Origin of the sequence: Kitasatospora sp. NPDC093679 (genome assembly GCF_040683455.1) — a bacterium.
GTDB classification, from domain to species: domain Bacteria; phylum Actinomycetota; class Actinomycetes; order Streptomycetales; family Streptomycetaceae; genus Kitasatospora; species Kitasatospora arboriphila.
On record NZ_JBFBDW010000006.1, the window covers coordinates 189,964 to 212,942 of the forward strand.

The window sequence follows — 22,979 nt, forward strand, 5'->3', positions numbered from 1 at the left end:
GCAGGACCGGTCCGTGCGGTCAGTCCGTGCCGCCGAGGGCCTCGGCGACGACCGCGCGGGCCTCGGCCTGGACCTGGGCGAGGTGCTCGGGGCCGTGGAAGCTCTCGGCGTAGATCTTGTAGACGTCCTCGGTGCCGGAGGGGCGGGCGGCGAACCAGGCGTTCTCGGTGCAGACCTTGAGGCCGCCGATGGCCGCGCCGTTGCCGGGCGCCTCGGTCAGCACCGCGGTCACCGGCTCGCCGGCCAGCCGGTCGGCGCGGACCTGGGCGGGCGAGAGCTTCGCCAGGACGGCCTTCTGCTCGCGGGTCGCGGGCGCGTCGACCCGGGCGTAGGCGGGGTCGCCGAACCGGGCGGTGAGGTCGCCGTACAGCTCGGAGGGGCTGCGGCCGGTGACGGCGGTGATCTCGGAGGCGAGCAGGGCGAGCAGGATGCCGTCCTTGTCGGTCGTCCAGACCGAGCCGTCGCGGCGCAGGAAGGAGGCGCCGGCGGACTCCTCGCCGCCGAAGGCGACGCTGCCGTCGAGCAGCCCGTCGACGAACCACTTGAAGCCGACCGGCACCTCCACCAGCTCGCGCTTCAGCTCGGCGGCCACCCGGTCGATCATCGAGGAGGACACCAGGGTCTTGCCGACCGCCGCGGTCTCCGCCCAGCCGCCGCGGTGCCGGTAGAGGTAGTCGATCGCGACGGCGAGGTAGTGGTTGGGGTTCATCAGGCCGCCGTCGGGGGTGACGATGCCGTGCCGGTCGGCGTCCGCGTCGTTGCCGGTGGCGACGGCGTACTCGTCCTTGCGGCCGATCAGCGAGGCCATCGCGGACGGCGAGGAGCAGTCCATCCGGATCTTTCCGTCCCAGTCCAGCGTCATGAACCGCCAGGTCGGGTCGGTGAGCGGGTTGACCACGGTGAGGTCGAGGCGGTGGGTCTCGGCGATCCGGCCCCAGTAGGCGACCGAGGCGCCGCCGAGCGGGTCGGCGCCGATCCGCACGCCGGCGGCCCGCACCGCGTCCAGGTCCAGCACCTGCGGGAGGTCCTCGGTGTAGGCGCCGACGTAGTCGTGGCGGCCGGTGGTGTCGGCGGCCAGCGCCCGCGCGTACGGGATCCGGCGCACGCCCGCGAGGCCCGCCTCGATCAGGGCGTTGGCGCGGTCCTGGATCCAGCCGGTGGCGGCGGAGCCGGCCGGGCCGCCGCTCGGCGGGTTGTACTTGAAGCCGCCGTCGCGCGGCGGGTTGTGCGAGGGGGTGACCACGATGCCGTCGGCGAGCGGGCCGGCCGGGTGGGCCCGGTTGTGGGCGAGGATCACGTGCGACACCGCGGGGGTCGGGGTGTAGCCGTCCTCGCTGTCGAGCAGCACGGTGACGCCGTTCGCGGCGAGCACCTCCAGGGCGGTGGCCCGGGCCGGCTCGGAGAGCGCGTGGGTGTCGATGCCGAGGAACAGCGGGCCGGTGGTGCCCTGCGCCGCCCGGTACTCGCAGATCGCCTGGGTGGTCGCGGCGATGTGGTCCTCGTTGAACGCGGTGTCCAGCGAGGAACCGCGGTGCCCCGAGGTGCCGAACGCCACCCGCTGGCCGGGCTGCGCCGGGTCGGGGTGCAGCGTCCAGTACGCGGTCACCAGCCGGGCCACGTCCACCAGGTCCTCGGGGCCTGCGGGCTCACCGGCACGAGCGTGCACCATCGTCTCCACCTCCTGGTCACCGCCCGCCGTCCGGACCGGCGGGGCGGGGCGTGTGCGCCGCCTCCGTCGGCGGCCGCAGCGCGTACGCCTCCAGACCTACCCCGGCCACCGGCCCGCATTCGACAACCGACCCGGTCGGGCGCGTCGCACCCGCCCGGAGGTGCGCGGAAGGCGTCAGCGGGCGGCGGCGGTGGCCGCGCCGACGAGGTGGAGGACGGCCTGGCCGAGCGGGGTGGCGGCGATCAGGATGCCCAGGGTGGCCGCGCTGAGCACGGTGACCGTCTCGTCGACGCGCGAGCGGGCCTGCGTCTGCCTGCGGAGCCGGACGAGGACGACGATCGCGAGGAAGACGCTCGCGCTGACGCTGTACTGCATGCCCCACCCCTGGTCGTGCACCGACAACTCCGGGTGAGCATGCCAGAGCCCGTGCCAGGCGGGGGCCGAGACCCGGAAACCCGGCCGGTCGGGGCAGGTGGTTCGGCCACCGACCAACGCGATCCGGTCAACTCGCGCCGCCCGGCGCCGGGGTTCGTCCGTTCCCCGGCGCCCCGCCGGCGGCCGCTCCTACGATCACGGGCACGCCGTTGCCCGAGGTTGTCCGAGGTTGCCCGAGGGGGGAGACGCCGTGGCCCGCAGACCGGTACGACGACGCCGGAGCGCCGCGCGCAGGGCCCGGCAGGCCCGCGACAACGCCGTGGTGCTCTTCGGCAGCGCGCTGGCCGCACTCGCACTGGTGGCGGCCTTCGTGACCTGGCTGGCCCACCACCCGTTCCTGGTGCTCGGCCTGCTGGCCGCCGGCCTGGTCACGGCCGTGGTCGTCCTGCGCCGCCGGGCCGCCGCCGACCGCCGCGCGTTCGAGGCCCGCGCGGCGCAGCTGCGGCACATCGGCGCGTTCCTCGGGATGAGCCCGAAGGGGTTCGAGCAGGCGCTCGCGGACCTGTGCCGGCGGGACGGCTGCACCGGGGTGACGGTGGTCGGCGGGGCCGGCGACCTGGCCGCGGACGTCCTGGCGACCACACCGGGCGGCCAGCGGATCCTGATCCAGGCCAAGCGGTACGGGCCCCGGACGTTCGTGGGCTCCCAGGACGTGCAGAAGGTCAACGGCACCTACCGCGACGTCCACCGCTGCGACGTGGCCGCCGTGGTGACGACCAGCACCTTCACCAAGCCAGCGGCGGCGTTCTGCGCCCAGGTCGGCATCCGCACGGTCGACCGCCGCGCACTGGCCCTGTGGGCCGAGGGCACCGGCCGACCGCCCTGGAGCTGAGCATCGGGCCTGCGCGGCAGCCGCCCTGACGCCGCTTCCGGTGGCCGTCGCCGCCCGGGCCCGGCAGGACGGGGAGCCGGGGCGCACAGCTCTTCGGCCGGGCCCGGGTGCCGTCCGAGGGCGATCCCGGCTTCGACCACTACTGGCCGGCCTTCCGCCGGCGGTCCGACCACGTCGAGCGCTCCCGCCCCCTCGACGAGCCACCGACCGGGCCGATCGTGGTGATCGAGGCCGACCGGATCGTCTCCACCGAACACCGGCTCCGGCGCGAGGGATTCGCGCCCCGCCGATTCTGGACCGGGCAAACAACCGGGGCTTGCGGACGGGGTGGCCGGGGGGGGTGGGACGGCTCTGCTCCGGCGGACGGGGATTCGCCGGACGATCACACGGACGAGTGACGTCACCCCCGTGCGCCCTTCCTGCTCCCCCTCACTCTCCGTCACCGTGGCTCCCGGGCGGATCGCTCGGACACGTACCGATACCGGCCGCCTTCCTGTCACGATCTCCACATCTCGAGGAAACTGATCCGTCATCAGATGCGTTTATCACCGTGAACATGCCCAGCTGAACGGCGACGGAAGGGGGAGCACCGATGCGTACGCGCAGCTCGGTCACGGGCCTGTTGGCGGCCCTGCTCGGTCTCGCCCTGCTGCTGGGCGGGGGTGCCGCGGGGACGCTGAAGCCCCGCCAGTCCGTCCCGGTCGCGGCCTCCGCCAACGTCGCCGAGCACAAGGAGACGGAGAAGGAGCTGCCCGCGGGCGTGCCGTTGCGGCACGGCCCGCACGCCGTCGGCCGGCCCGCCCCGGGCGGCGGCGCCGCCCTGCGGCCGGTCGGCCAGCTCGTGGCGTCCACTGCGGCGTCCGGCCACGACGCCCGTCCGAGGGCGCCGGGGGCTCCCCTCCCCTACCCGTCCAGACCCACCGGTGGGTCCACCGCCTCCGTGTACCAGGTCTTCCGCTGCTGAGCGGGCCCGCGGCCCGTTCTTCGGGCCCAGCCGCGCGGCCCGCTGCCGTACCGCGCTGATCCTCGCCGATCCGCGCCGATCCGCGCCCGGCCGCGCCGCCGCACGCCCACGGCGACCATCGCCGTTGCGGTGTGAAGACCTCGTCGACACCACGCCCCCGCGCCGAGGCGCGCCGGGGCCATGGAGGTATGCCCCGATGGACCCCTTGATCGACCGTGCCCGTTCGTTCCGCGACCGTGCCGCCCAGGACGGCCGGCAGTTCCTCGGCCTGGCGGCCGGGCAGTCCCCGCAGGCCCTGTTCATCACCTGCTCCGACTCACGGGTCGTCCCGTCGCTGATCACCGGCGCCGACCCCGGCGACCTGTTCGAGCTGCGCACCGCGGGCAACATCGTCCCGCCGTACCGCACCGACCGCCCCTCCGGGGAGGCCGCGACCGTCGAGTACGCCGTGGAGGTGCTCGCCGTCCGCGACGTCGTCGTCTGCGGCCACTCGCACTGCGGCGCGGTCGGCGCGGTCGTCCGCGGCGAGGACCTCAGTGCCGTGCCGGCCGTCCGCGGCTGGCTGGCGACCACCGACCGCACCGCCCTCGCCGGGCCCACCGAGGTCTTCGACCCCACGGTGGCCGGACCGGTGCAGCGGCACGTCCTCGCGCAGCTCGACCGGCTGCGCGCCTACCCGGGCGTCGCGCGGCGCACGGCCGCCCGTGAACTGCGGCTGCACGCCTGGTTCTACGAGGTGCACACCGGCCTCGTCCTGGCCCACCGGCCGGACGCCGACGCCTTCCTCCCGCTCTGAGCGGCCCTTGAGCCGGCCGTTCCACGACCGACCCACAGAGGACCTCATGTTGCGTACAACCGCATTCGACCCGCCCGCCCTCCGGGCGGACTTCGCCGCCTCCCTCGTCGTCTTCCTGGTGGCCCTGCCGCTCTGCGTCGGCGTCGCCGTCGCCTCCGGCGTGCCCGCCGAACTCGGCCTGGTCACCGGCATCGTCGGCGGCCTGCTGACCGGTCTGCTGCCGGGCAGCAGCCTCCAGGTGTCCGGGCCGGCCGCCGGCCTGACCGTGCTCGTGTACGAGGCGGTCGCCGAGTTCGGCGTGGCCGCGCTCGGCGTCATCGTGCTGGCCGCCGGCCTGCTGCAGCTGCTGATGGGCGTGCTGAGACTGGGCCGCCTGTTCCGCGCCATCTCGGTGTCCGTGGTGCACGGCATGCTGGCCGGCATCGGCCTGGTGCTGATCGCCGGACAGCTCTACGCGCTGGCCGGCGCCAAGGCCCGGGGCAGCGGCCCGGCGAACATCGCCGGACTGCCCGGCCTGGTCGCCGACACCGCCCGCTCCTCCACCGGCCTCGCCTCGCTCGCCGTCGGCGCCGGCACCGTGGCGGTGCTGGTGCTGTGGAAGAAGCTGCCCGCCAAGGCCCGGGCGCTGCCGGCGCAGCTCGCCGCGGTCGGCCTGGCCACCGCGGTCGTCGCGGGGCTCGGCCTGCCGGTGGCCAAGGTGGAGGTGAAGGGCCTGCTCGGGGTGATCGAGCCGCCGTCCGCCTCCGGCCTCGCGGTGCTCGCCGACGCCGGGGCGATCGCCACCGTCCTGGCGTTCACCCTGATCGCCTCGGCGGAGAGCCTGTTCAGCGCCGCCGCGGTGGACCGGCTGCACGACGGCCCGCGCACCGACTACGACAAGGAACTGATCGCCCAGGGCGCCGGCAACACCCTGTGCGGTCTGCTCGGCGCCCTGCCGATGACCGCCGTCATCGTCCGCAGCGCCGCCAACGTCCAGGCCGGCGCCCGGACGAAGGCCTCCCGCGTCATGCACGGCGCCTGGCTGCTGCTGTTCGCCGCACTGCTGCCCGCCGCACTCGGGGTGATCCCGCTCGCCGCACTGGCCGGCGTCCTGGTGCACGCGGGGTGCAAGCTGCTGCCCGTCTCCGCGATCCGGCCGCTGTGGCGCTCGCACCGCGGCGAGGCCGTGGTGCTGGTGGCCACGGCCGTCGCGATCGTCGCCACCAACATGTTCGAGGGTGTACTGCTCGGCCTCGTCCTCGCGGTGCTGAAGACGGCGTGGGAGACCTCCTCGGTGCACCTGGAGGTCACGGACACCGCCGACGGCCCGATCCGGGTCGCGATCCTCGGCAACGCCACCTTCCTGCGACTGCCGCGCATCCTGGACACCCTGGAGGCGCTGCCCCGGGACCGCGCGATCGAACTCGACCTGAGCGCGCTGCGCCACCTCGACCACGCCTGCCGCACGGCGCTGCAGGACTGGGCGGGCCGGCACAACGAGTTCGGGGTCGACCCGGTGCACGCACCCGCGCTGCGCTGAGGCCGCCGCCCGCCGTGCCGCCGCCTTCCACGGCCGCGGTACGGCGGGCCGCCCGCCCGCGTACGGGCCTCAGTCCTCCGCGGGCGGGATGTTCTGGTTGAGACGGAACAGGTTGCCCGGGTCCCATCGCCGCTTCAGTGCGCGCAGCCGTCGGTACTTGGCGGCGCCGTACGCCTGCTCGATCCGTGAATCGCCTTCGTCCATCAGGAAGTTGACGTACACACCGGTGTGGTGCCGGGTCAGCGCCGACCAGAAGCCGCGGACCCACTCCTGTTCCTCCTCGAAGCCCTCGGGGCCGGCGCAGCTGCCGTTGATGTTGAAGGTGTGCCCGGCCGAACGGCCGCTGAAGGCGGTGTCGTCCTCGCCGGTGCGGGAGATCGCACCGCCGAGGTGGAAGATCGGGAAGCTGGTCAGCGGCGAGCGGATCCCGCGGACCCGGTCGGCGGTGATCTCGATGATCTCGTCGGTGAGTTCGGCGGTGTCGAAGGACTTGAAGTAGTACCAGCGACGCCGCGGGTAGGACGGGTCGAGCATCGCCTGGTGCTCGGTGAAGGGCTTCGCCCGGCACAGGTCGGCGACCGGCGGGCCGAAGCGGCGCAGCGGGCGCAGCACCCGCTCGCCCTCGTCGAGGTCGCCCGTCCAGCAGCAGATGACGACGGCGATCGGCCGGCCGTGCCACTCGGAGGGGATCTCGGGCAGCGGCAGGGCCTTGCGGTGCACGACCGCGGTGGTGAGCCCGTCGGGCACGTCGGCGATCCACTCGCGGTAGAAGCGCAGCAGCCGGGCGGAGTCCGCGGCGTCCCAGATGATCGGGCCGGCGAGGACGGCCGGGCCGACCGGGTTGAGGCGGAACTCGAACTCGGTGACGATGCCGAAGTTCCCGCCGCCGCCGCGGACGCCCCAGAACAGGTCGGGGTTCTCGTTCTCGCTCGCCCGGACGTAGCCGCCTTCGGCGGTGACCAGGTCGACCGAGAGCAGTTGGTCGATCGTCAGGCCGTGGCGGCGCATCAGCCAGCCGATGCCGCCGCCGAGGGTGAGGCCGGCGAGCCCGGTGTGGGTGACGATCCCGGCGGGCACGGCCTGGCCGAACTGCTGGGTCTCGTGGTCGAGTTCGCCGAGCAGCACGCCGGCCTGGACGCGGGCGGTGCGGGTCTGCGGGTCGATCCGGATGCCCTTGAGCCGGGACAGGTCGGCGACCAGCCCGCCGTCGCAGAGCGACTGGCCGGGGAAGCTGTGGCCGCCGCTGCGGACGGCGAACGGCACCCCGGTGGCGGCGGCGTGGCGGACGGCGGCGATGACGTCGGCGACCCCGGCGCAGTAGGCGATCGCCGCGGGTCTGCGGTCGACGGAGCCGTTCCAGATCTGCCGGGCCAGGTCGTAGCCGGGGTCCGCCGGCGTCACCAGGTCGCCGCGGAGTGCGGCGGCGAGGCCGTCGGTCTCCGGGTCGGGCCACGGCGCCGCGCGGTCGGTCGTGCCTGTGCCGGTCACCGTGTCCATGGCCACTCCCGTCTCGGGCAGCCCCCCGCCTCCCCAGTCTGGCACCGGGCCCGCCGCGGCACCGTCCGGTCCGCCGCGGACCCGGTCAGCCGACGTCCGGCCCGCCGCCGTGCGTCCGCCGCCGTCCGCTCCGGCGGTCTCAGCCCTGCGGGCCGACGTCCCTGACGTACAGCAGCCCGTCCACGGCGGCCAGGTGGGCCGGGTCGAGCGGGGCGTAGCCGAACCAGGGGGATTCCCGGGGTGCGGGCGGCGTCCCGGTGAGGGCGGCGGCCAGCCCGCGGGCATCGACGAGGACGTGGTCGTCCGGGAGTGCGTGCAGGAGTCCTTCGACGGTGTCCGGCGGCGGGGTGTCCACGCCGCGGTGCCGGATCGTGCCGAGGGCGGTGTGGACGAAGGCGTAGTCGGCGCCGGGGCGGGCGGCCACCAGCGCTCCTGCGCTCCACCACTCCAGCCGTACGCCGCCCATCCGCATGCTGCTCCTCTCCCGCTGCAGATGGCTGTTGTGGGCGAAGACCAGCACCGGGCGGCGTTCGGCGAGGGCGAGCAGGTTGTCGGCCATCATCGCGCCGCGCAGGCCGATCAGGCGGGCCATCCGGCCGGGCGAGGCGTCGGCCGTCCAGTGGTGGTAGCGCAGCAGGCCGACGGCGGTGCGCGCGTACAGGCGGGCACGGTCCCACTCCTCGCCCGGGTCCCGCTCGTCGCCCGGGTCCGGCTGCGCGCTCGGGTCGGCGGCGGTCGGCTGCGGGGTGAGGGTGTCGAGCAGTGCCACCAGGTCGTCGGCGATCAGCCGCAGCTGCGCCGCCTCGGCGGACTGACCCGCCGAGCGGGTCGGGTCCATCATCGCGGCGGGCTCCGTCCACCGGTCGTCGGCGCCGAGCAGCCGGTCGAGCGTCGCCGCGGTGCACGGGAGCAGGTCCGGGTCCGCGTGGTCCGCGAGGTGGCGGTGGAGCGCGGTGAGGGCCGCGCGGGGGCTCTCGGCGCCGGTGATCTCCAGCGGGCCGTCGAAGCCGGCGAAGCGCACCTGCTCGGCGGCGGGCCGGCCCTCGTTGTGGGCGCGCATCCAGCGGACGAGCTCGCGGTTGGCCGCGGAGGCCCCGAACCCGTGGCTGAAGCCGTGCGCCACGGCCTCGTCGAGGGTGCCGGCGCCGGTGGTGACGTACGCGTCGACGCGCAGGCCGGCGAGGCAGTCGCTCTCGATCGCGATCGTCCGGTAGCCCTCCTGTTCCACGAGCTGCCGGAAGAGCCGGTTGCGCAGGTCGAGCAGGTCGTCCTCGCCGTGCGTCGGCTCGCCCAGGGCGAGCATCCGCGGCCGGGACGGCAGCAGCGCCAGCAGCGCGGCAGCGTCGACCGGGCGGACGGATTCCTTGATGTCAGTCGCCATGCATTCAACGGTATCGTTGAAGCTTCGGTTGAAACTTTTCCCCGACACCACCAGGGTCATGGCACGAAACCTTCAAAGCGGTGAGCGGCTCCGGCCGGTCGACCTGGCGCGCGGGCACGGGCTGTCCACGCAGGCGGTCCGGAACTACGAGGAGGCCGGGATCCTGCCGGCCGCCGAGCGCAGCGAGCACGGCTACCGCAGCTACACCCCGCTGCACGCGGCGGCGCTGCACGCCTTCCTCGCCCTGCTGCCCGGGCACGGCCACCGGACGGCGACGGCGGTCATGCAGGCCGTGAACACGGGCGCGGACGAGGAGGCCTTCCGGCTGATCGACGAGAGCCACGCCCAGCTCCTCGGCGACCGGCAGACCCTCCGCGCGGTGGAGGACGCGCTCCGCGGCCTGGCTCCGGCGGCCGCGGAGGGTCGTGCCGGGCCGTCGGACGGACCGGGCGGGGCCGTCCGCGCGCGCGGCAGGTTCATCGGGCCGCTCGCGGAGGAGCTCGGCCTCCGGCCCGCGACGCTGCGCGCCTGGGAGCGGGCCGGGCTGGTGCGTCCGCGCCGCGACCCGCTGACCGGGTACCGGGTGTACGACGAGGCGGACGTGCGGGACGTCCGCCTCGTCCACCAGCTCCGGCGCGGCGGCCACCTGCTGGAGCGGATCGCCCCGCTGATCGCCCAGGTGCGGGCGGCCGGCGGGCTGGAGCCGCTGGAGGCGACGCTGCAGGACTGGCACGCCCGGCTGGCCGCCCGCGGACGGGCGATGCTGGCCGGGGCGGCCGTGCTGGAGGCGTACCTGCGGGCCCGCGGCTGAGCACCGGACATCCCGGCACCGGTGGGGTCGGGCCCGGCGGGGCGGGGTCGGCGGGGTCAAGCCCGACAGGGGCCGTCCCTGCCGGGCAGGGCCCGTGGGTCAGTTCCGGGGGTCAGTTCCGGGGGTCAGTTCCGGGGGGCGTGGTCCTCGACCAGGACGACGTCCAGGGTGCGGGGGCCGTGCACGCCCTCGACCCGGGTCAGTTCGATGTCGCTGGTGGCGGACGGGCCGGAGATCCAGGTGTGCGGGCGGGCCGGGTCCAGGCGGGGCAGGGCCTGCGGAACGGAGGCGACCACCTGGTCGGCGCGGACCACGCAGACGTGGTGGTCGGGGACGAGGGTGAGCACCCGGCGGCCCTGGCCGGGGCCGCCGTCGAGGATGATCGTGCCCGTCTCGGCGACGGCGAGGGCGCAGCCCGTGACGACGCTGTCGGTGGTGTCGAGCCGGTGGGCCGTCAGGGTGCCGTCGTCGGGTCGCCGTTCGGCCTCCGTCGCGGCGAGCCAGGCGGCGGGCAGGCCCGGGGGGACGGCGACGGACCGGGATCCGTGATCGGCGAGCAGCCGGGCGAGCAGGCCGGGCAGCGTCTCCTCGGTACAGCGGTGCACCCGGGCACGGTAGTCGGCCAGGTTCTCGGCGAGCAGGTCGAGGACGGCCTTGGGGTCGTCGAGGACGTGCGCGAAGCGGTAGTCGCGGCGGACGGGCGGGCGGCCGGCCTCCTCACCGGCGGGGACGTCGGTGAGGGCGCTTCGGATGCGGGCGAGGACGGTGTCGCGGGAGGTGCTCATGCAGGGCCGTCCTTGCGGTCGCGGTGCTCGGCCCACCAGGCGCGGAAGGATTCGGCGGGCAGGTCGGGGAGGTCGCGGGTGTCGGTCCAGGCCTTGGCGGGGCCGGGCAGCGGGAGCTTGCGGGGGTGCAGGGCGCGGGTGGCGGAGGCGGCGCGTTCGGCGGCGGCCAGCGCGGCCGGATGGTCGAGCAGCCAGGTCGCGGCCTTCATCGCGGCCTTCTCGACGCGGTGGCCGGGGCCCTGCTCGACGGCCTGTTCGCGCAGGTGGACGAGGACCTCGGGGATGTCGATGGCGACCGGGCAGACCTCGTAGCAGGCGCCGCAGAGGGTTGAGGCGAAGGGCAGCGAGGCGTCGAGTTCGGTGCCGAGCCCGCGCAGTTGCGGGGTGAGGATCGCACCGATCGGCCCCGGGTACGGGGAGCCGTAGGCGTGGCCGCCAGCCCGCTCGTACACCGGGCAGACGTTGAGGCAGGCGGAGCAGCGGATGCAGCGCAGCGCCTGGCGGCCGACCCGGTCGGCGAGGGTGGCGGTGCGGCCGTTGTCCAGCAGCACCAAGTGGAACGCCGTGGGGCCGTCACCGTCGGTGGTTCCTGTCCAGGTGGACGTATAGGGGTTCATCCGCTCCGCGGTGGACGAACGCGGCAAGAGCTGGAGGAAGACCTCCAGGTCCTGCCAGGTGGGGATCACCTTCTCGATGCCGACCACCGAGATCAGCGTCTCGGGCAGGGTCAGGCACATCCGGCCGTTGCCCTCCGACTCGACCACCACCAGGGTGCCGGTCTCGGCGACCAGGAAGTTGGCGCCGGAGACGCCGACCTTGGCCCGCAGGAACTTCTCCCGCAGGTGCAGCCGGGCCGCCTCGGCGAGTTCGGCCGGCGAGTCGGTGAGGCCCTCGGGCGCGGGGCGGCCCCAACGGCCCATCGCCTCGCGGAAGATGTCGCGGATCTCGCCGCGGTTGCGGTGGATCGCGGGGACGAGGATGTGCGAGGGCAGATCGTCGCCCAGCTGCACGATCAGCTCGGCGAGGTCGGTCTCGTAGGCGGTGATGCCCTCGGCGGCCAGCGCCTCGTTGAGCCCGGTCTCCTGCGTGGCCATGGACTTGACCTTGACCACCTCGCTCTCGCCGGTGGCCCTGACCAGGTCGGCGACGATCCGGTTCGCCTCGGCGGCGTCCGCGGCCCAGTGCACCACTCCCCCGGCGGCGGTCACGGCCGCCTCGGCCTGCAGCAGGTAGTGGTCGAGCCTGCGCAGCGTGCGGTCCTTGATCTCCTTGCCGGCGGCCCGCAGTTCGGCCCAGTCGTCGAGTTCGGCGACCGCCCGGGCGCGCTTCTCGCGGATGGTGCGGGTGGCGTGGCCGAGGTTGGCCCGCAGGGTGGCGTCCTTGGTGGAGCCCTTCGCGGCTTCGGGGAAGGCGGGCATGCCCAGGTACGCGGAGCTCATTCGGCGCGCCCTCCCGCACCGGCGGTGGCGGCCGTGACGGAGGCGACGGCCGTGGGTGCGGTGTGGGCCCGGCGGGGTGCGGGCGGTCGGTACGGGGCGGCCTCGGTAGCGGCGAGGATCTCGGCGAGGTGCACGGCCTGCATCGGGGCGCCTCGGCGGCGCAGGGTGCCGTCGAGGTGCAGCAGGCAGGAGTTGTCGGCGCCGCACAGCACTTCGGCGCCGGTGCCGAGGGCGTTGCGGACCTTGTCGGCGCCCATCGCGGCGGACACGTCCGGGTTCTTCACCGCGAAGGTGCCGCCGAAGCCGCAGCACTCCTCCGCCCCGGGCAGTTCGACCAGGTCCATTCCCTTCACCGCGGCCAGCAGCCGGCGCGGGCGGTCGCCGAGGCCGAGCATCCGCAGCCCGTGGCAGGACGGGTGGTAGGTGACGGTGTGCGGGAAGTACGCGCCCACGTCCACCACGCCGAGCACGTCCACCAGGAACTCGGTGAGTTCGAGCATCCGGGGGGCCAGCGAGGCGGCGGCGTCGGCGAGTTCGGTGCCGCGGCCCTCGGCCTGGGCCCGGGCGCCGATCCGCGGGTAGGCCTCCCGGACCATCGCCGCGCACGACCCGGACGGGGTGACCACGTGGTCGTAGCCGGCGAAGGCGGCGGCGGTGCGGCGCACCAGCGGCTCGGCCTCGCGCCGGTAGCCGGTGTTGTACTGCGGCTGCCCGCAACAGGTCTGCGCGGCCGGGAAGTCGACCGTCACCCCGAGCCGCTCCAGCAGCTCCACCACGGCCCGGGCGGTGCGCGGGCGCACGGCGTCGTTGACGCAGGTGGCGAACAGTGCGACACGCATCGCGGCTCCCTCGGCGGCGGTCGTTGGCGGCGTCTTGCGGTTCGGCGGTGCTGCTGCGCTGCGGGCACGGCGGTGCTGCGGCACGGCGGTTCGGCGGTGCGGTACGGCACTGGGCGGGGCGGCGGCGCGGGGCGTCGTCGCGGGGAGTGTACGGCTGCCGGGCGCCCCCCGGGTGGATCCGCCACGCATGTCGGCCGAGGTCGGCCGGATCCCGCCGCCCGGGGGCCTGCGGGATCCGGCCTCCGGGTCAGGGGGTGCCGGGGACCCGCCAGGTGAGGGTGTCGGTGGCGAGGTCCCGGATCTGCGGGTCACGGACGGCGGCGGTGCGGTCCACCGAGACGGCGGTGAGCCGGTGCGTCCTGCCGTCCGGGCGGACGCCGAGCGCAGCCGGCACGACCGAGGTGCGGCCGCGGACGGAGCGGACTTCGCCGCCGTCGAGGTACCAGCGCAGCTCGGGAGCGGCGAGGCCGGAGAGCGCGGCCGGGGCGACGGTGATCCGGGTGCTCCGGCGGACGGTGCTGCCGGTGGGCAGGTCGCTGCTCAGCCCGTTGGCCTTGCGGTAGAAGCCGGCGATCATCGCCTCGCGGCCGGGCAGGTTGAACTCGGTGCTGGAGAGCGCGCGCATGATCGAGGTCGCGGTCGGCCGGTAGAGGCCGTGCGGGTAGTAGTCGCTGCCCTCGTAGGTGCCGACGGTGCCGCCGGCGGGGTCGTCCGCGCCGAGCCAGCGGTACCACTTGGCGCGGTCGGCGAGCAGTTGGTCGGCGGTGCGCACGGTGGAGTTGGGGCCGTCCGTCTCGCCGCCCGTCCAGGTGCCGTAGGAGTCGTAGGCGTACTCGTCGTGGAGCTGCCCGACGGAGTGGCCTATCTCGTGGGCGGCGATCAGGCTGGAGGCGGCGTTGTCGGAGGAGAGGGTGGACACGCCGTCGAAGGGGTAGCCCTCGGCCTCCAGCCCGTAGTAGCCGGCGCCGCCGTACTTGGCCGAGTTGGCGACGACCACGACCAGGTCGGCGGCGGGTGCCTTGGCGGCGTAGGCGGCGACCTTGTCGAGGTCGGTGCAGACCAGTCGTTCGGTGTCGGCGCACCAGAAGTAGCTGCCGAGGGCGGTGTCCCGCACGGTGCCGGCGTCGGGGTCGCCGCTGATGCCGGAGTCGTGCGAGACGGCGTCGACCGTCCAGACGTTGAACAGTCCGCGGTAGCTGCGGTACGGCTCGATCGCGCTGATGGCGGCCCACTTGGCGGCGGCGGCCGCGTGGAAGGCGTCCTGCTGGTCGGCGGTGTAGCCGTCGCCGACGATCACCACGTCGAGGCGGTCGGCGGTGGGGCCGGTGACCGCGAGCCGGCCGACGGCGCCGTCCCCGGTGACGTCACCGGGTGCGGTGCGCCCGGATACGCCCTTGCGGTGTCCCGGTGCCGCGACCGGGACGCGCACTCTGCGGCCCTCCGCATCCGGGCCGGTGAAGGCCTCGGCCGTGACCGTCCGCCCGTCCGGTGCGGCGGTTGCGGCGGCCGGGCCCGCGGTCGGGGTGGGGGCGGCCGCGGCGGGGGCGGTCAGCGCGGCGGCGAGGGTGAGGCCGGCGGCGAGCGCGGTGTAGCGGGGCATGCGGGTGCGCACATGCCCTCCTCTCGGTCGAGGGCTTGTTAAGAGTCGAGTTAAGTGTGTTTAACTCGCCGCTGAACATAGGCCCGCCGGCGCTGACCGGCAAGGGGCGGCGCACCGATTCCCGTGCGGGCGGCGGCATTTCACTCCGTTGTCCGACGGCCCGTCGGCCGCCCGGACGCGGCGGCCCGTGCCCGGGACACCGGAGCCGGGGCGGCATCCGCGCCGCACGGGCCGGGCAGCGCATAGGGTGGCCCTCGCACGTCGGGGCCCGAGCGGACAGGGGGACAGCAGTGACGGACACGACGACCCCGGCGGAGCCGGACGCCTCCGGCACCGTCGGCCGGCGGGTGCACCGGCTGCGGGTCGAGCGCGGCCTCACCCAGCGCCAACTCGCCGAGCCCGCCTACACGGCCGCCTACGTCTCGATACTGGAGTCGGACCGGGTGCGGCCCTCGGAGGCCGCCCTGCGGCACCTCGCCGAACGGCTCGGCGTGACGTACGAGGAGCTCGCCACCGGGCGGCCGCCGCACATCGCGACCGGCCTGCGGGCCGAACTCGTCGACGCCCAGCGACTGCTGGCCCTCGGCGAGGGCGAGCCGGCGGCCGCCGCGTACCGGCGGCTGCTCGCCGAGGCGGAGCGGCACGGCCTGGAGGACGAACGGGCCGCGGCGCTGCTCGGTCTCGGCCAGTGCGCGCTGTTCGCCGGCGACCTGGCCGCCGCCCGCGGGCACTTCGAGGCCGCGGAGCCGCTGCTCGCCGGGGCGCCGCCGGTGCAGCGCGCCCGGGCCGTCCGCGGCCGCGCCGTCGCCCACCTGCTCGCGGGTGAACTGCGCTACTCCTGCTACCTGCTGGAGAGCGCGATCGACGGGCTGAACGCCGCCGGGCTGCAGGACCCGGACGCCCTCGTCCTGCTGTACACCGCCGCGATCGCGCCCTACCTGGACATGGGCGCGCACGCCCGGGCCGCCCAGGCCGCCGAGATCGCGCTCGGCCTGGCCCCGCAGGTGACCGACCCGGCGCTGGTCGCGGGCATGCACCGCACCGTCGCCCGCACCCTGCTCACCGAGGGCCGCACCGCGGAGGCCGACGCCTCACTGGCCAGGGCCGCGGCGCTGTACGAACAGCTGCAGATCCGCACCGAGCTGGCGCACTGCCACTGGATGCGCGGCTACGTGCACGCCCAGGACGGCGCCCTCGACGCGGCCGCCCGCGAACTCACCACCGCCCGCGACATGCTGGCGGCCGGACGGGCGGAGCTGTACACCGCCCAGGTGGAGGTGGAGCTCGCCGACGTGCTGCGCCGACTGGGCCGCCGCGAGGAGGCGGGGCAGCTGCTCGTGCGGCTCCTCGACCGGCTGCAGCCCGACCGCGGGCCGGTGCACCGCGCCGCCGCCCACCGACTGCTGGGCCTGCTCGCGGAGGACGGGGACGACAGCGCGGCGGCCGAGGAGCACTACGGCCGGGCCCTCGCGCTGCTGGAGCCCACCGGCGCGGCCGGCGACCTGGCCGACCTGTGCCGTCTGCTCGGCGACCTGCAGCGCCGGCTGGGCCGCACCGAGGCCGCGCTGGACACCTACCGGACGGGCCTCGGGCACGCCGCGGCGCCCGGCACGACCACCCTCGGCCCCGCTCCGGCGCAGCCGCCGTTCACCTCCGCCTGAGCTCGCGGACGGCTCGCGCCGCTCATGCCACGGGCCCGAGGTCGCCCTCCAGGAGGGTCTGGTCGATCGGGGGACGGCCCCACAGCGCCAGGATCTCGTTGGCGAGGTCCACGACGGGCAGGTGGTCGCCGTCGCCCACCTTGACGGCCGCGGCCGACAGGCTGCGGGGGACGGCTCCGGCGTCCAGCAGGACGCGCCACTCCCGGGGGCCGAGTTCGAGGAACTCCAGGCCGGTGAGCCCGGCGATCTCCAGCGGATCGGCCAGCGCGCCGGGCCAGGCGGTGAGGGTGCGCAGCCGGGGCAGTCCGATGACGGGCGCGAGGCTGAACGGCGGGCCGTCCGGCCTGTCGATCGACAGGACCTCCAGGTCGGGGTGGGCGGCGGCCCGGACGGAGTCGAGGCCCCCCTTCCTGACACCGGCCACGACCGGGAGGCCGCGCTCGGGACTGCCGCCGCGTCCGTCCTTCGTCCGCTCCAGCACGAAGTCGGTGAGGGAGTCTGCGAGGAGTTCGGCGCCGAGGCTCAGCTCGTGGCTGACCAGGATCACCTGCCCGAGGTGTCCGCCCGGGCCGGGCGTCAGGTCCACCGCCAGCTCGTCGCCGCCGTTGCTCCCGAAGACGATCCAGCCGGGCGAGCCGGCCAGGCCCTGCACCGGGGCGTCGGGCGGGGTCGAGAGCGCGTCCGTCGCCGAGAACCGCCAGCGGGAGTGGCGGGCCGCCGCGTCGACCGCGTAGAGGCTGTCCAGGTCGTGGATCTCGCAGCAGACCGCGTTGTTCACCTCGACCGCCGCCTCCCAGTCGTCGCCCCAGTCCTCCCACCGCGCCCGGGTGACCCGGTAGAGCGTCTTCAGCTCGTCGGAGAGCGTGACGCCGAGGCGCGTCTCGGCGGCGGCGATCTCCTCCTCCGTCGCTCCGACGGCGTCGGGCAGGCGCTCGCGGAGCGTCCGCTCCAGCAGTTCCGGGTCCGCCGTCGGGGCGGGCCGCGCGCCGGGGACGGGCTCGGGGAGGCGGCGCCAGGGCTCGGGGAGGGCGTCCCCGTCCAGGACGAGCACACCGAGGTCGGGGTAGCCGAGGCCGGATTCCACGGCCGGGCCGGGCCAGACCAGGCCGAGGGTGGTGCTGCCGTCCGGCCGGACCTCCGCCCGGAAGGCGACCTCCTCGACCCGGCCGCGTGCGAGTGCCCGCTGGATGTCCTTCACCGCCGTCCGCGCCACCGAGGACATGTCCCACGGCAGGGCGAGGCTCTGCCCGTACCGGCTGATCCGTCCCGCCGGGCGGGCGGAGCCGTCGGCACTGCGCCCGGTGTCGTGGGCCAGCAGGAGCCGCAGTATGGGCTCCCAGGTCGCGAAGGAGTGCAGCGACGACAGGGGCGGCGTCCGATCGATCATGCGCAGACCGTACCGAGGGGTAGTGACGGCCGGGCCACCCCGGAGGCCGCTCCGGTGCCCCGCGGCACCGGGCCGGGGGTCGTCAGCCCGCGCGGCGGGCGGCGGGGAGGACGGCCGGGCGGACGCAGCCGACCGCGCGGGTGGCGAAGAGGCTCTCCGGCTCGACCGGGCCGAGCTGGCCGGGTGCCAGCCGGAAGGCCACCAACGGGCCGCTGGAGACGGCGAGTTCCACCCGGGCACCGGCCGGCACGGCGCCGGGCATGGTGCCGGTGACCGCAGCCTGCACGGTGAACCCTTCGTCGAGGGCGACCACGTAGGGCATCGGCTCGCCGGCGCCGCGGCGGGCCGCGGGCAACAGCCGCCGGACGGTGCCGGTGCCGCGGCTGACCTCGTCGTCCAGGTCGGCGCTGCCGCACACCGGGCAGAGCATGCGGACGGGCGCGGTGGCGGCACGGCACCAGCGGCAGCGGCGGAAGACCAGCTCGGGGCCGGGCTGCTCGACGGCGGGTACCCCGGAGGGCGCGGCGGGTACCCCGGAGGGCGCGGTGGCGACAGGATTCATGGCGGCTCCTCCCGGTCCGGGCCAGGGCGCGCGCAAGCGGCCGCCGATGCCCGATCGACACGACACCGGGAGCGTATGGCACTGAGTGCCAATCAGTAAAGGCACTGAGTGCACGCTGCCGCATCAGACCCCATGGACGCTCGAATCGATTGCTTAAACAATTGAATCGAGCGTGATTCCTTGCTCGTACGCTCCATACCTGCCTACAGTCAGGGCATCTCCCCCGGACCCCCGACGCTGAGGTACCGCCATGGACCGCACCCGACTGCAGCACCTGCTCGCCCGCGAGAGCGCCGAGGCCGAGCGCCGCAATCCGCGGTCGAAGGCCGCCTACGCACGCGCCGACCACCTCTTCGGCCGGGTTCCGATGACCTGGATGAACAAGACCGCCGGCGCCTTCCCCCGCTACCTCGGCACCGCGAACGGCGCCCGGATCACCGACATCGACGGCCACGAGTACATCGACTTCTGCCTCGGCGACACCGGCGCGATGGCCGGCCACTCCCCCGAGGCGGTCGCCGTCGCCGTGCAGCGCCGCTTCGCCGAGCAGGGCGGCGCGACCGCGATGCTGCCCACCGAGGACGCCGAGTGGGTGGGCGCCGAGCTGACCCGCCGGTTCGGGCTCTCGCACTGGAGCTTCTCGCTGACCGCCACCGACGCCAACCGCTGGGCGATCCGCCTCGCCCGCGCCGTCACCGGCCGCAGCAAGATCCTGGTGAACAGCTACAGCTACCACGGCAGCGTCGACGAGTCGCTGATCGTCGTCGGCCCGGACGGCCGCGGCGCCTCCCGCCCCGGCAACGTCGGCGCGCCCTGCGACGTCACCCTCACCAGCCGGGTCGCCGAGTTCAACGACCTCGACCAGCTGGAGCGCGAGCTCGCCCACGGCGACGTCGCCGCCGTCCTCATGGAGCCCGCCCTCACCAACATCGGCATCGTGCTGCCGGAGCCCGGCTACCTGGCCGGTGTCCGCGACCTGACCCGCCGGCACGGCGTGCTGCTGATCAACGACGAGACGCACACCTTCTCCGCCGGCCCCGGCGGCTGCACCGCCGCCTGGCATCTCGAACCCGACATGCTGACCATCGGCAAGGCCATCGGCGGCGGCATCCCGGCCGGCGCGTACGGGCTCTCCGCCGAGCTCGCGGACCGGCTGCTCGGCCGCTCCGACCTCGACCTGGTCGACATGGGCGGCGTCGGCGGCACCCTGGCCGGCAACGCGCTCTCCGTCGCCGCGATGCGCGCCACCCTGGAGCACGTGCTCACCGACGACGCCTTCGAACGGATGGGCAAGCTCGCCGAGCGCTTCGAGGCCGGCGTCCAGCAGGCGATCGACGCACACGGCCTGCCCTGGTCGGTCAGCCGGCTCGGCGCCCGCACCGAGTACCGCTTCGCCAACCCCGCCCCCCGCACCGGCACCGCCTCCTCCCAGGTCGCCGACCCGGAGCTGGAGGACTTCCTCCACCTGTACCTGGCCAACCGCGGCATCCTGATGACGCCCTTCCACAACATGGCCCTGATGTGCCCCGCCACCACCGAGGCGGACGTGGACGCGCACACCGACGTCTTCTCCGTCGCCCTGGCCCAGCTCATCGGCTGACCCCCCGTCCGTCCGCAGGCCGCCGGCACCCTCCTCGGGCCGGCGGCCTGACGGTAGGGTGCGAAGGTCGACGGACCGAGGAGTTGCGAATTTGGACGAGATCGACCGGGCCATCCTGCGCGAGCTGCAGACGGACGGCAGGATCGCGTACGCCGACCTGGGCCCCAAGGTGGGCCTGTCGGCCTCGGCCGCCCGGCAGCGGCTGCAGCGGCTGATCGACGCCAAGGCCGTCCAGGTCGTCGGCGTGACCGACCCGATGGCCATGGGCGGGCAGGCGATGGCCATGCTCGGCATCACCGTGGACGGCGACCCGCGCGGCGTCGCCGACGAACTCGCCCGGTACGGCGAAGTGGTGTACTCGGTGCTGACCGCCGGCGGCTTCGACCTGTTCGCCGAGGTGGTCTGCCCAGGGCCGCGCGAGCTGCTGGACTTCGTCAACGACACCGTCCGGCCGATCCAGGGCGTCAAGCACATCCAGTCCTTCCCCTACTTCGGCATCCACACCCACCGGTTCTTCTGGGACGTCGGCTGACCCTGGCCACGCCCTGACACCGCGGGCCCGCCGGCCGGCCCCGCGCCGGCCGGGCCCGCGGCCACTGCGCCGCCCGGTGCAATCCGTTCCGCCGAGCGGCTGAACCGGCCGCCCGGCCCGGACGGTGACGCCCCGCCGGCCGCCTAGCCTGCCGCTATGACCGACCAGGACACCGCGGCCGGCGGCCCGCCGCAGGAGGTCCGGCTCGCCCTCGTCCTCAACGGCGGCATCAGCCTCGCGGTCTGGATGGGCGGCGTGGCCCACGAACTCGACCTGCTGCGCCGGGCCTCCCGGGGCGACGACGAGTCGGGCGTCGCCGAGCGCGACCGTCCCGCCTTCCGGATCTGGCAGCGCCTCACCCGGGAGCGGCACAAGCGGGTCGTGGTGGACGTGGTCGCCGGCACCTCCGCCGGCGGGCTGAACGGGGTGCTGCTGGCCACCGCCGTCGCCCGCGGCGCCGCCCTGCCCGACCTTCGCGCCACCTGGAACCGCACCGCCGACCTCGGCCGGCTGCTCTCCGAGGACGGATCCGACAGCCTGCTGCGCGGCGCCGCCGTCGAGGAGGCCCTCACCGAGGCCGTCGCCGCGATGGGCGGCGAACCGCAACTGGCCGAGCAGGTCACCCTCTTCCTCACCGCCACCGCCCTCGACGGCCGCCCCCGCCGGTGCACCGACGGCTACGGCGGCGCCTTCGACGTTCCCGACCACCGCCGGGTCTACCGGTTCCGCCACGACGACGAGGCCCCGGTCTACGAACGCACCCGCGCCGGCGCCTGGCAGGTCGGCAGGCGCCCGCTGCGCGACTTCCACGGCCCGGCCGGACGCCCGGCACCGGCCCTGCTGCGCGCCGCCCGCGCCACGGCCGCGTTCCCGGTGGCCTTCGCCCCCGTGCAGGAGGCGCCGATGGCCGACCACCGCGACCCGCCCTCCACCATCCCCAGCAGCTCCGTCATGGACGGCGGCGTCCTCGACAACGAGCCCTTCCGCCCGGTGCTCGACGCGATCGGCGAACGCCTCGCCGACCGTCGGCCCGAACGCGTCCTGGTGTACGTGGTGCCGTCCGCCGGCACCCTGCGGCAGGAGGCCGTCGGCCGCAAACGGCCCGAGGACATCACCTGGACGGAGGCCGCCGCCACCGCACTGCACCACCCCCGCGAGGCCAACTTCCGCTCCGCGACCGAGGACCTCGCCGAACGGATGCGCACCCGCGTCTCCGGCGTCCAGGAGCACCTCTTCCGCGAGCTGTACGAGAACCCCGTCCGGGCCACCCGCCTGCTGCACCGGGCCGCCGAACTCCTCGACGACTACCGCCGCAGCCGGGCCGCGGCCGTGGTCTGGGACGTCCGCCGGCAGGCCTCCGCGGACGGCGTCACCGCCCTGCTCGACCCGCCCGGCACCGCGGCCGACTGGCTGCCAGGCCGCGACCCCGCGTGGCTGCCGCCGGCCGCCACCGAGCACGACGACCCCGTGCACGCCGCCGACCCCGGCGACTGGCGGTGGGGGCTCGTCCCCACCGAACGCGTCCTGCGGATGATGCTCTGCGACCTGCAGCGCCGCCTGCCCGACTGCCAGCCCGCCGTCCGCCGCCAGCTGGCCTCGGCGGCCGGACTGGTCTGCCGCCGGCTCGCCGAGACCCGGGCGGTGGCGACCGCCGTCCGCACCGCCCTGCGCGAGGGGCCGCCGCCGGGCCCGTCCGACGCCGGGATCGCCGACCGGGTCAGCGAGGCCTTCACCCGCCTCGACGCCGCCCGCACCCTCGGCGGCCTCGTCCGGCAGGCCGCCGGCAGCTACCTCACCGCCCTGCACACCCTCGGCGACCAGCGCTTCGCCACCACCCGCGACGCCCTCGCCTGCTGCCTCGCCGTCGAGGTCCTCAGCCACGCCTACGCCCCAGCCGCGGCCGCCGTCGAACAGCCCACCCCCGCCTTCACCTTCCTCCGCCTCGGCCCCGACGACCTCGGCCCGCTCTTCCGCCAGGACCGCTACGCCGACATGGGCGACCGCAAGCTGTACGGCACCCGGCTCGGCCACTTCGGCGCCTTCCTCGACGAGGACTGGCGCAGCTCCGACTTCACCTGGGGCCGCCTGGACGCCGCCCGCCACCTGCTCCGCGTCCTCGTCCCCGAGCCGGGCGAACGGCAGGACGCCGAGCGGGAGTTGCACAGCGCGCTGCTCGCCGCCGAGATCGGGCGGGAACGGATGCAGCAGAACCTCGACGAACTGCTCGGCTCGGACTCCGCCCTGCTCGACCGCACCGTCGGCGGCCCCAGCGGCCGGGACGTCCGGCAGCGGACCGCACGGTCCGCCCGCGCCCTGCTGCTCGCCGAACCGGAGGCCGACGCCGCCGGCCCCACCCGGTGGGCGCAGCGCCGGCTCAACGTCCCGGCCCGCGCCGCCCTCGACCCGGAGCCGCCCGACACCGGCGGTCTCCCGCTGCGCCGACGGGTGGGCCTGTGGCTGCTGCGCCGCGCCACCCGCGGCGTCCGCCGGCAGTTGGACCAGGATCCGCTGCCGGGTGCGCTGCGCACCGCGTTGCGTCGTGACGCCGTCCGTACGGTCTGCGCGGCGGCGCTGCTCTGCGCGCTGCTCGGCGCGGGCATCGCGCTGGCGATCGCCCTGCCGCTGACGTGATCGCCGTTCGCGTACACGATGGCCCCTCGTTATCGTGAT

19 protein-coding genes and 1 pseudogene are annotated in these 22,979 nt (G+C 75.3%); 10 read left to right on the forward strand and 10 right to left on the reverse strand.

What is annotated here, in order from left to right; translation table 11 throughout:
- Nucleotides 1-19: 19 nt before the first annotated feature.
- A complete protein-coding gene (pgm, locus tag AB0O09_RS08085; protein WP_363540720.1) occupies nucleotides 20-1,669 on the reverse strand; it encodes a phosphoglucomutase (alpha-D-glucose-1,6-bisphosphate-dependent) in 1,650 nt (549 codons plus the stop codon).
- Between the two features lie 174 nt (nucleotides 1,670-1,843).
- Nucleotides 1,844-2,065, reverse strand: coding sequence for a hypothetical protein (locus AB0O09_RS08090; protein WP_363540721.1), 222 nt, complete (start codon nucleotides 2,063-2,065; stop codon nucleotides 1,844-1,846).
- Nucleotides 2,066-2,294: 229 nt separating this feature from the next.
- Here AB0O09_RS08090 and AB0O09_RS08095 point away from each other — a divergent pair, with 229 nt between their 5' ends.
- The 5 genes and pseudogenes from AB0O09_RS08095 (at nucleotide 2,295) to AB0O09_RS08115 (ending at nucleotide 6,215) form a co-directional block, all read left to right on the forward strand.
- A complete protein-coding gene (locus AB0O09_RS08095; RefSeq protein WP_363540722.1) occupies nucleotides 2,295-2,936 on the forward strand; it encodes a restriction endonuclease in 642 nt (213 codons plus the stop codon).
- A 62-nt stretch (nucleotides 2,937-2,998) separates the two neighbouring features.
- A pseudogene (locus AB0O09_RS08100) lies at nucleotides 2,999-3,334 on the forward strand (hypothetical protein); the annotation flags it as partial.
- A gap of 194 nt (nucleotides 3,335-3,528) precedes the next feature.
- Nucleotides 3,529-3,900: a hypothetical protein gene (locus tag AB0O09_RS08105; protein WP_363540723.1), complete on the forward strand. Its 372-nt coding sequence runs from the start codon at nucleotides 3,529-3,531 to the stop codon at nucleotides 3,898-3,900.
- Between the two features lie 196 nt (nucleotides 3,901-4,096).
- Nucleotides 4,097-4,696 (forward strand): carbonic anhydrase, encoded by a 600-nt coding sequence (locus AB0O09_RS08110; RefSeq protein WP_363540724.1) that lies wholly within the window; start codon nucleotides 4,097-4,099, stop codon nucleotides 4,694-4,696.
- A gap of 49 nt (nucleotides 4,697-4,745) precedes the next feature.
- Nucleotides 4,746-6,215 carry a SulP family inorganic anion transporter gene (locus AB0O09_RS08115; RefSeq protein ID WP_363540725.1) on the forward strand — a complete coding sequence of 490 codons (1,470 nt, stop codon included), beginning with the start codon at nucleotides 4,746-4,748 and terminating at the stop codon, nucleotides 6,213-6,215.
- 69 nt (nucleotides 6,216-6,284) lie between these two features.
- Here the strand turns inward: AB0O09_RS08115 and AB0O09_RS08120 are convergent, their stop codons facing one another.
- Nucleotides 6,285-7,712, reverse strand: a complete 1,428-nt coding sequence (locus AB0O09_RS08120) for an FAD-binding oxidoreductase (RefSeq protein ID WP_363540726.1) — start codon at nucleotides 7,710-7,712, stop codon at nucleotides 6,285-6,287.
- Between the two features lie 139 nt (nucleotides 7,713-7,851).
- Entirely contained in the window at nucleotides 7,852-9,093 is a 1,242-nt protein-coding gene (locus tag AB0O09_RS08125; protein WP_363540727.1) for an erythromycin esterase family protein, read from the reverse strand.
- 58 nt (nucleotides 9,094-9,151) lie between these two features.
- Here AB0O09_RS08125 and AB0O09_RS08130 point away from each other — a divergent pair, with 58 nt between their 5' ends.
- Nucleotides 9,152-9,904 carry a TioE family transcriptional regulator gene (locus AB0O09_RS08130; RefSeq protein WP_363540728.1) on the forward strand — a complete coding sequence of 251 codons (753 nt, stop codon included), beginning with the start codon at nucleotides 9,152-9,154 and terminating at the stop codon, nucleotides 9,902-9,904.
- A gap of 125 nt (nucleotides 9,905-10,029) precedes the next feature.
- Here AB0O09_RS08130 and AB0O09_RS08135 read toward each other — a convergent pair whose 3' ends face one another.
- From AB0O09_RS08135 to AB0O09_RS08150, 4 genes are all read right to left on the reverse strand, one after another.
- Entirely contained in the window at nucleotides 10,030-10,689 is a 660-nt protein-coding gene (locus tag AB0O09_RS08135; RefSeq protein WP_363540729.1) for a lactate utilization protein C, read from the reverse strand.
- Nucleotides 10,686-12,128, reverse strand: coding sequence for a lactate utilization protein B (locus tag AB0O09_RS08140; RefSeq protein ID WP_363540730.1), 1,443 nt, complete (start codon nucleotides 12,126-12,128; stop codon nucleotides 10,686-10,688). Before AB0O09_RS08140 ends, AB0O09_RS08135 begins: the two co-directional genes overlap by 4 nt.
- Nucleotides 12,125-12,967 carry a (Fe-S)-binding protein gene (locus AB0O09_RS08145; protein ID WP_363540731.1) on the reverse strand — a complete coding sequence of 281 codons (843 nt, stop codon included), beginning with the start codon at nucleotides 12,965-12,967 and terminating at the stop codon, nucleotides 12,125-12,127. The genes AB0O09_RS08140 and AB0O09_RS08145 overlap by 4 nt, the downstream gene beginning before the upstream one ends.
- Before the next feature lie 247 nt (nucleotides 12,968-13,214).
- Nucleotides 13,215-14,579, reverse strand: a complete 1,365-nt coding sequence (locus tag AB0O09_RS08150; protein WP_363540732.1) for a M64 family metallopeptidase — start codon at nucleotides 14,577-14,579, stop codon at nucleotides 13,215-13,217.
- A 278-nt stretch (nucleotides 14,580-14,857) separates the two neighbouring features.
- On the opposite strand from AB0O09_RS08150, the gene AB0O09_RS08155 reads away from it, so the two are divergent.
- Entirely contained in the window at nucleotides 14,858-16,228 is a 1,371-nt protein-coding gene (locus tag AB0O09_RS08155; protein ID WP_363540733.1) for a helix-turn-helix transcriptional regulator, read from the forward strand.
- Nucleotides 16,229-16,250: 22 nt separating this feature from the next.
- Here AB0O09_RS08155 and AB0O09_RS08160 read toward each other — a convergent pair whose 3' ends face one another.
- Both AB0O09_RS08160 and AB0O09_RS08165 read right to left on the reverse strand, forming a co-directional pair.
- Nucleotides 16,251-17,615 (reverse strand): SMI1/KNR4 family protein, encoded by a 1,365-nt coding sequence (locus tag AB0O09_RS08160; RefSeq protein WP_363540734.1) that lies wholly within the window; start codon nucleotides 17,613-17,615, stop codon nucleotides 16,251-16,253.
- Nucleotides 17,616-17,697: 82 nt separating this feature from the next.
- Nucleotides 17,698-18,177: a zinc ribbon domain-containing protein gene (locus AB0O09_RS08165; protein WP_363540735.1), complete on the reverse strand. Its 480-nt coding sequence runs from the start codon at nucleotides 18,175-18,177 to the stop codon at nucleotides 17,698-17,700.
- A 250-nt stretch (nucleotides 18,178-18,427) separates the two neighbouring features.
- On the opposite strand from AB0O09_RS08165, the gene AB0O09_RS08170 reads away from it, so the two are divergent.
- From AB0O09_RS08170 to AB0O09_RS08180, 3 genes are all read left to right on the forward strand, one after another.
- Complete coding sequence (locus AB0O09_RS08170) at nucleotides 18,428-19,777, forward strand: transaminase (RefSeq protein WP_363540736.1); 1,350 nt, start codon at nucleotides 18,428-18,430, stop codon at nucleotides 19,775-19,777.
- A 91-nt stretch (nucleotides 19,778-19,868) separates the two neighbouring features.
- Entirely contained in the window at nucleotides 19,869-20,309 is a 441-nt protein-coding gene (locus AB0O09_RS08175; protein WP_344622952.1) for an Lrp/AsnC family transcriptional regulator, read from the forward strand.
- A 156-nt stretch (nucleotides 20,310-20,465) separates the two neighbouring features.
- Nucleotides 20,466-22,940: a DUF3376 domain-containing protein gene (locus AB0O09_RS08180; protein ID WP_363540737.1), complete on the forward strand. Its 2,475-nt coding sequence runs from the start codon at nucleotides 20,466-20,468 to the stop codon at nucleotides 22,938-22,940.
- The last annotated feature ends 39 nt before the right edge of the window (nucleotides 22,941-22,979 follow it).

What these genes read in the sequence shown, in the direction of transcription:
- AB0O09_RS08180 (WP_363540737.1), top strand. Translation starts at nt 20,466, where the DNA reads ATGACCGACCAGGACACCGCGGCCGGCGGCCCGCCGCAGGAGGTCCGG.
- AB0O09_RS08165 (WP_363540735.1), bottom strand. Translation starts at nt 18,177, where the DNA reads ATGAATCCTGTCGCCACCGCGCCCTCCGGGGTACCCGCCGCGCCCTCC.
- AB0O09_RS08120 (WP_363540726.1), bottom strand. Translation starts at nt 7,712, where the DNA reads ATGGACACGGTGACCGGCACAGGCACGACCGACCGCGCGGCGCCGTGG.
- AB0O09_RS08105 (WP_363540723.1), top strand. Translation starts at nt 3,529, where the DNA reads ATGCGTACGCGCAGCTCGGTCACGGGCCTGTTGGCGGCCCTGCTCGGT.
- AB0O09_RS08145 (WP_363540731.1), bottom strand. Translation starts at nt 12,967, where the DNA reads ATGCGTGTCGCACTGTTCGCCACCTGCGTCAACGACGCCGTGCGCCCG.
- pgm (WP_363540720.1), bottom strand. Translation starts at nt 1,669, where the DNA reads ATGGTGCACGCTCGTGCCGGTGAGCCCGCAGGCCCCGAGGACCTGGTG.
- AB0O09_RS08125 (WP_363540727.1), bottom strand. Translation starts at nt 9,093, where the DNA reads ATGGCGACTGACATCAAGGAATCCGTCCGCCCGGTCGACGCTGCCGCG.
- AB0O09_RS08140 (WP_363540730.1), bottom strand. Translation starts at nt 12,128, where the DNA reads ATGAGCTCCGCGTACCTGGGCATGCCCGCCTTCCCCGAAGCCGCGAAG.
- AB0O09_RS08110 (WP_363540724.1), top strand. Translation starts at nt 4,097, where the DNA reads ATGGACCCCTTGATCGACCGTGCCCGTTCGTTCCGCGACCGTGCCGCC.
- AB0O09_RS08170 (WP_363540736.1), top strand. Translation starts at nt 18,428, where the DNA reads ATGGACCGCACCCGACTGCAGCACCTGCTCGCCCGCGAGAGCGCCGAG.
- AB0O09_RS08160 (WP_363540734.1), bottom strand. Translation starts at nt 17,615, where the DNA reads ATGATCGATCGGACGCCGCCCCTGTCGTCGCTGCACTCCTTCGCGACC.
- AB0O09_RS08130 (WP_363540728.1), top strand. Translation starts at nt 9,152, where the DNA reads ATGGCACGAAACCTTCAAAGCGGTGAGCGGCTCCGGCCGGTCGACCTG.
- AB0O09_RS08135 (WP_363540729.1), bottom strand. Translation starts at nt 10,689, where the DNA reads ATGAGCACCTCCCGCGACACCGTCCTCGCCCGCATCCGAAGCGCCCTC.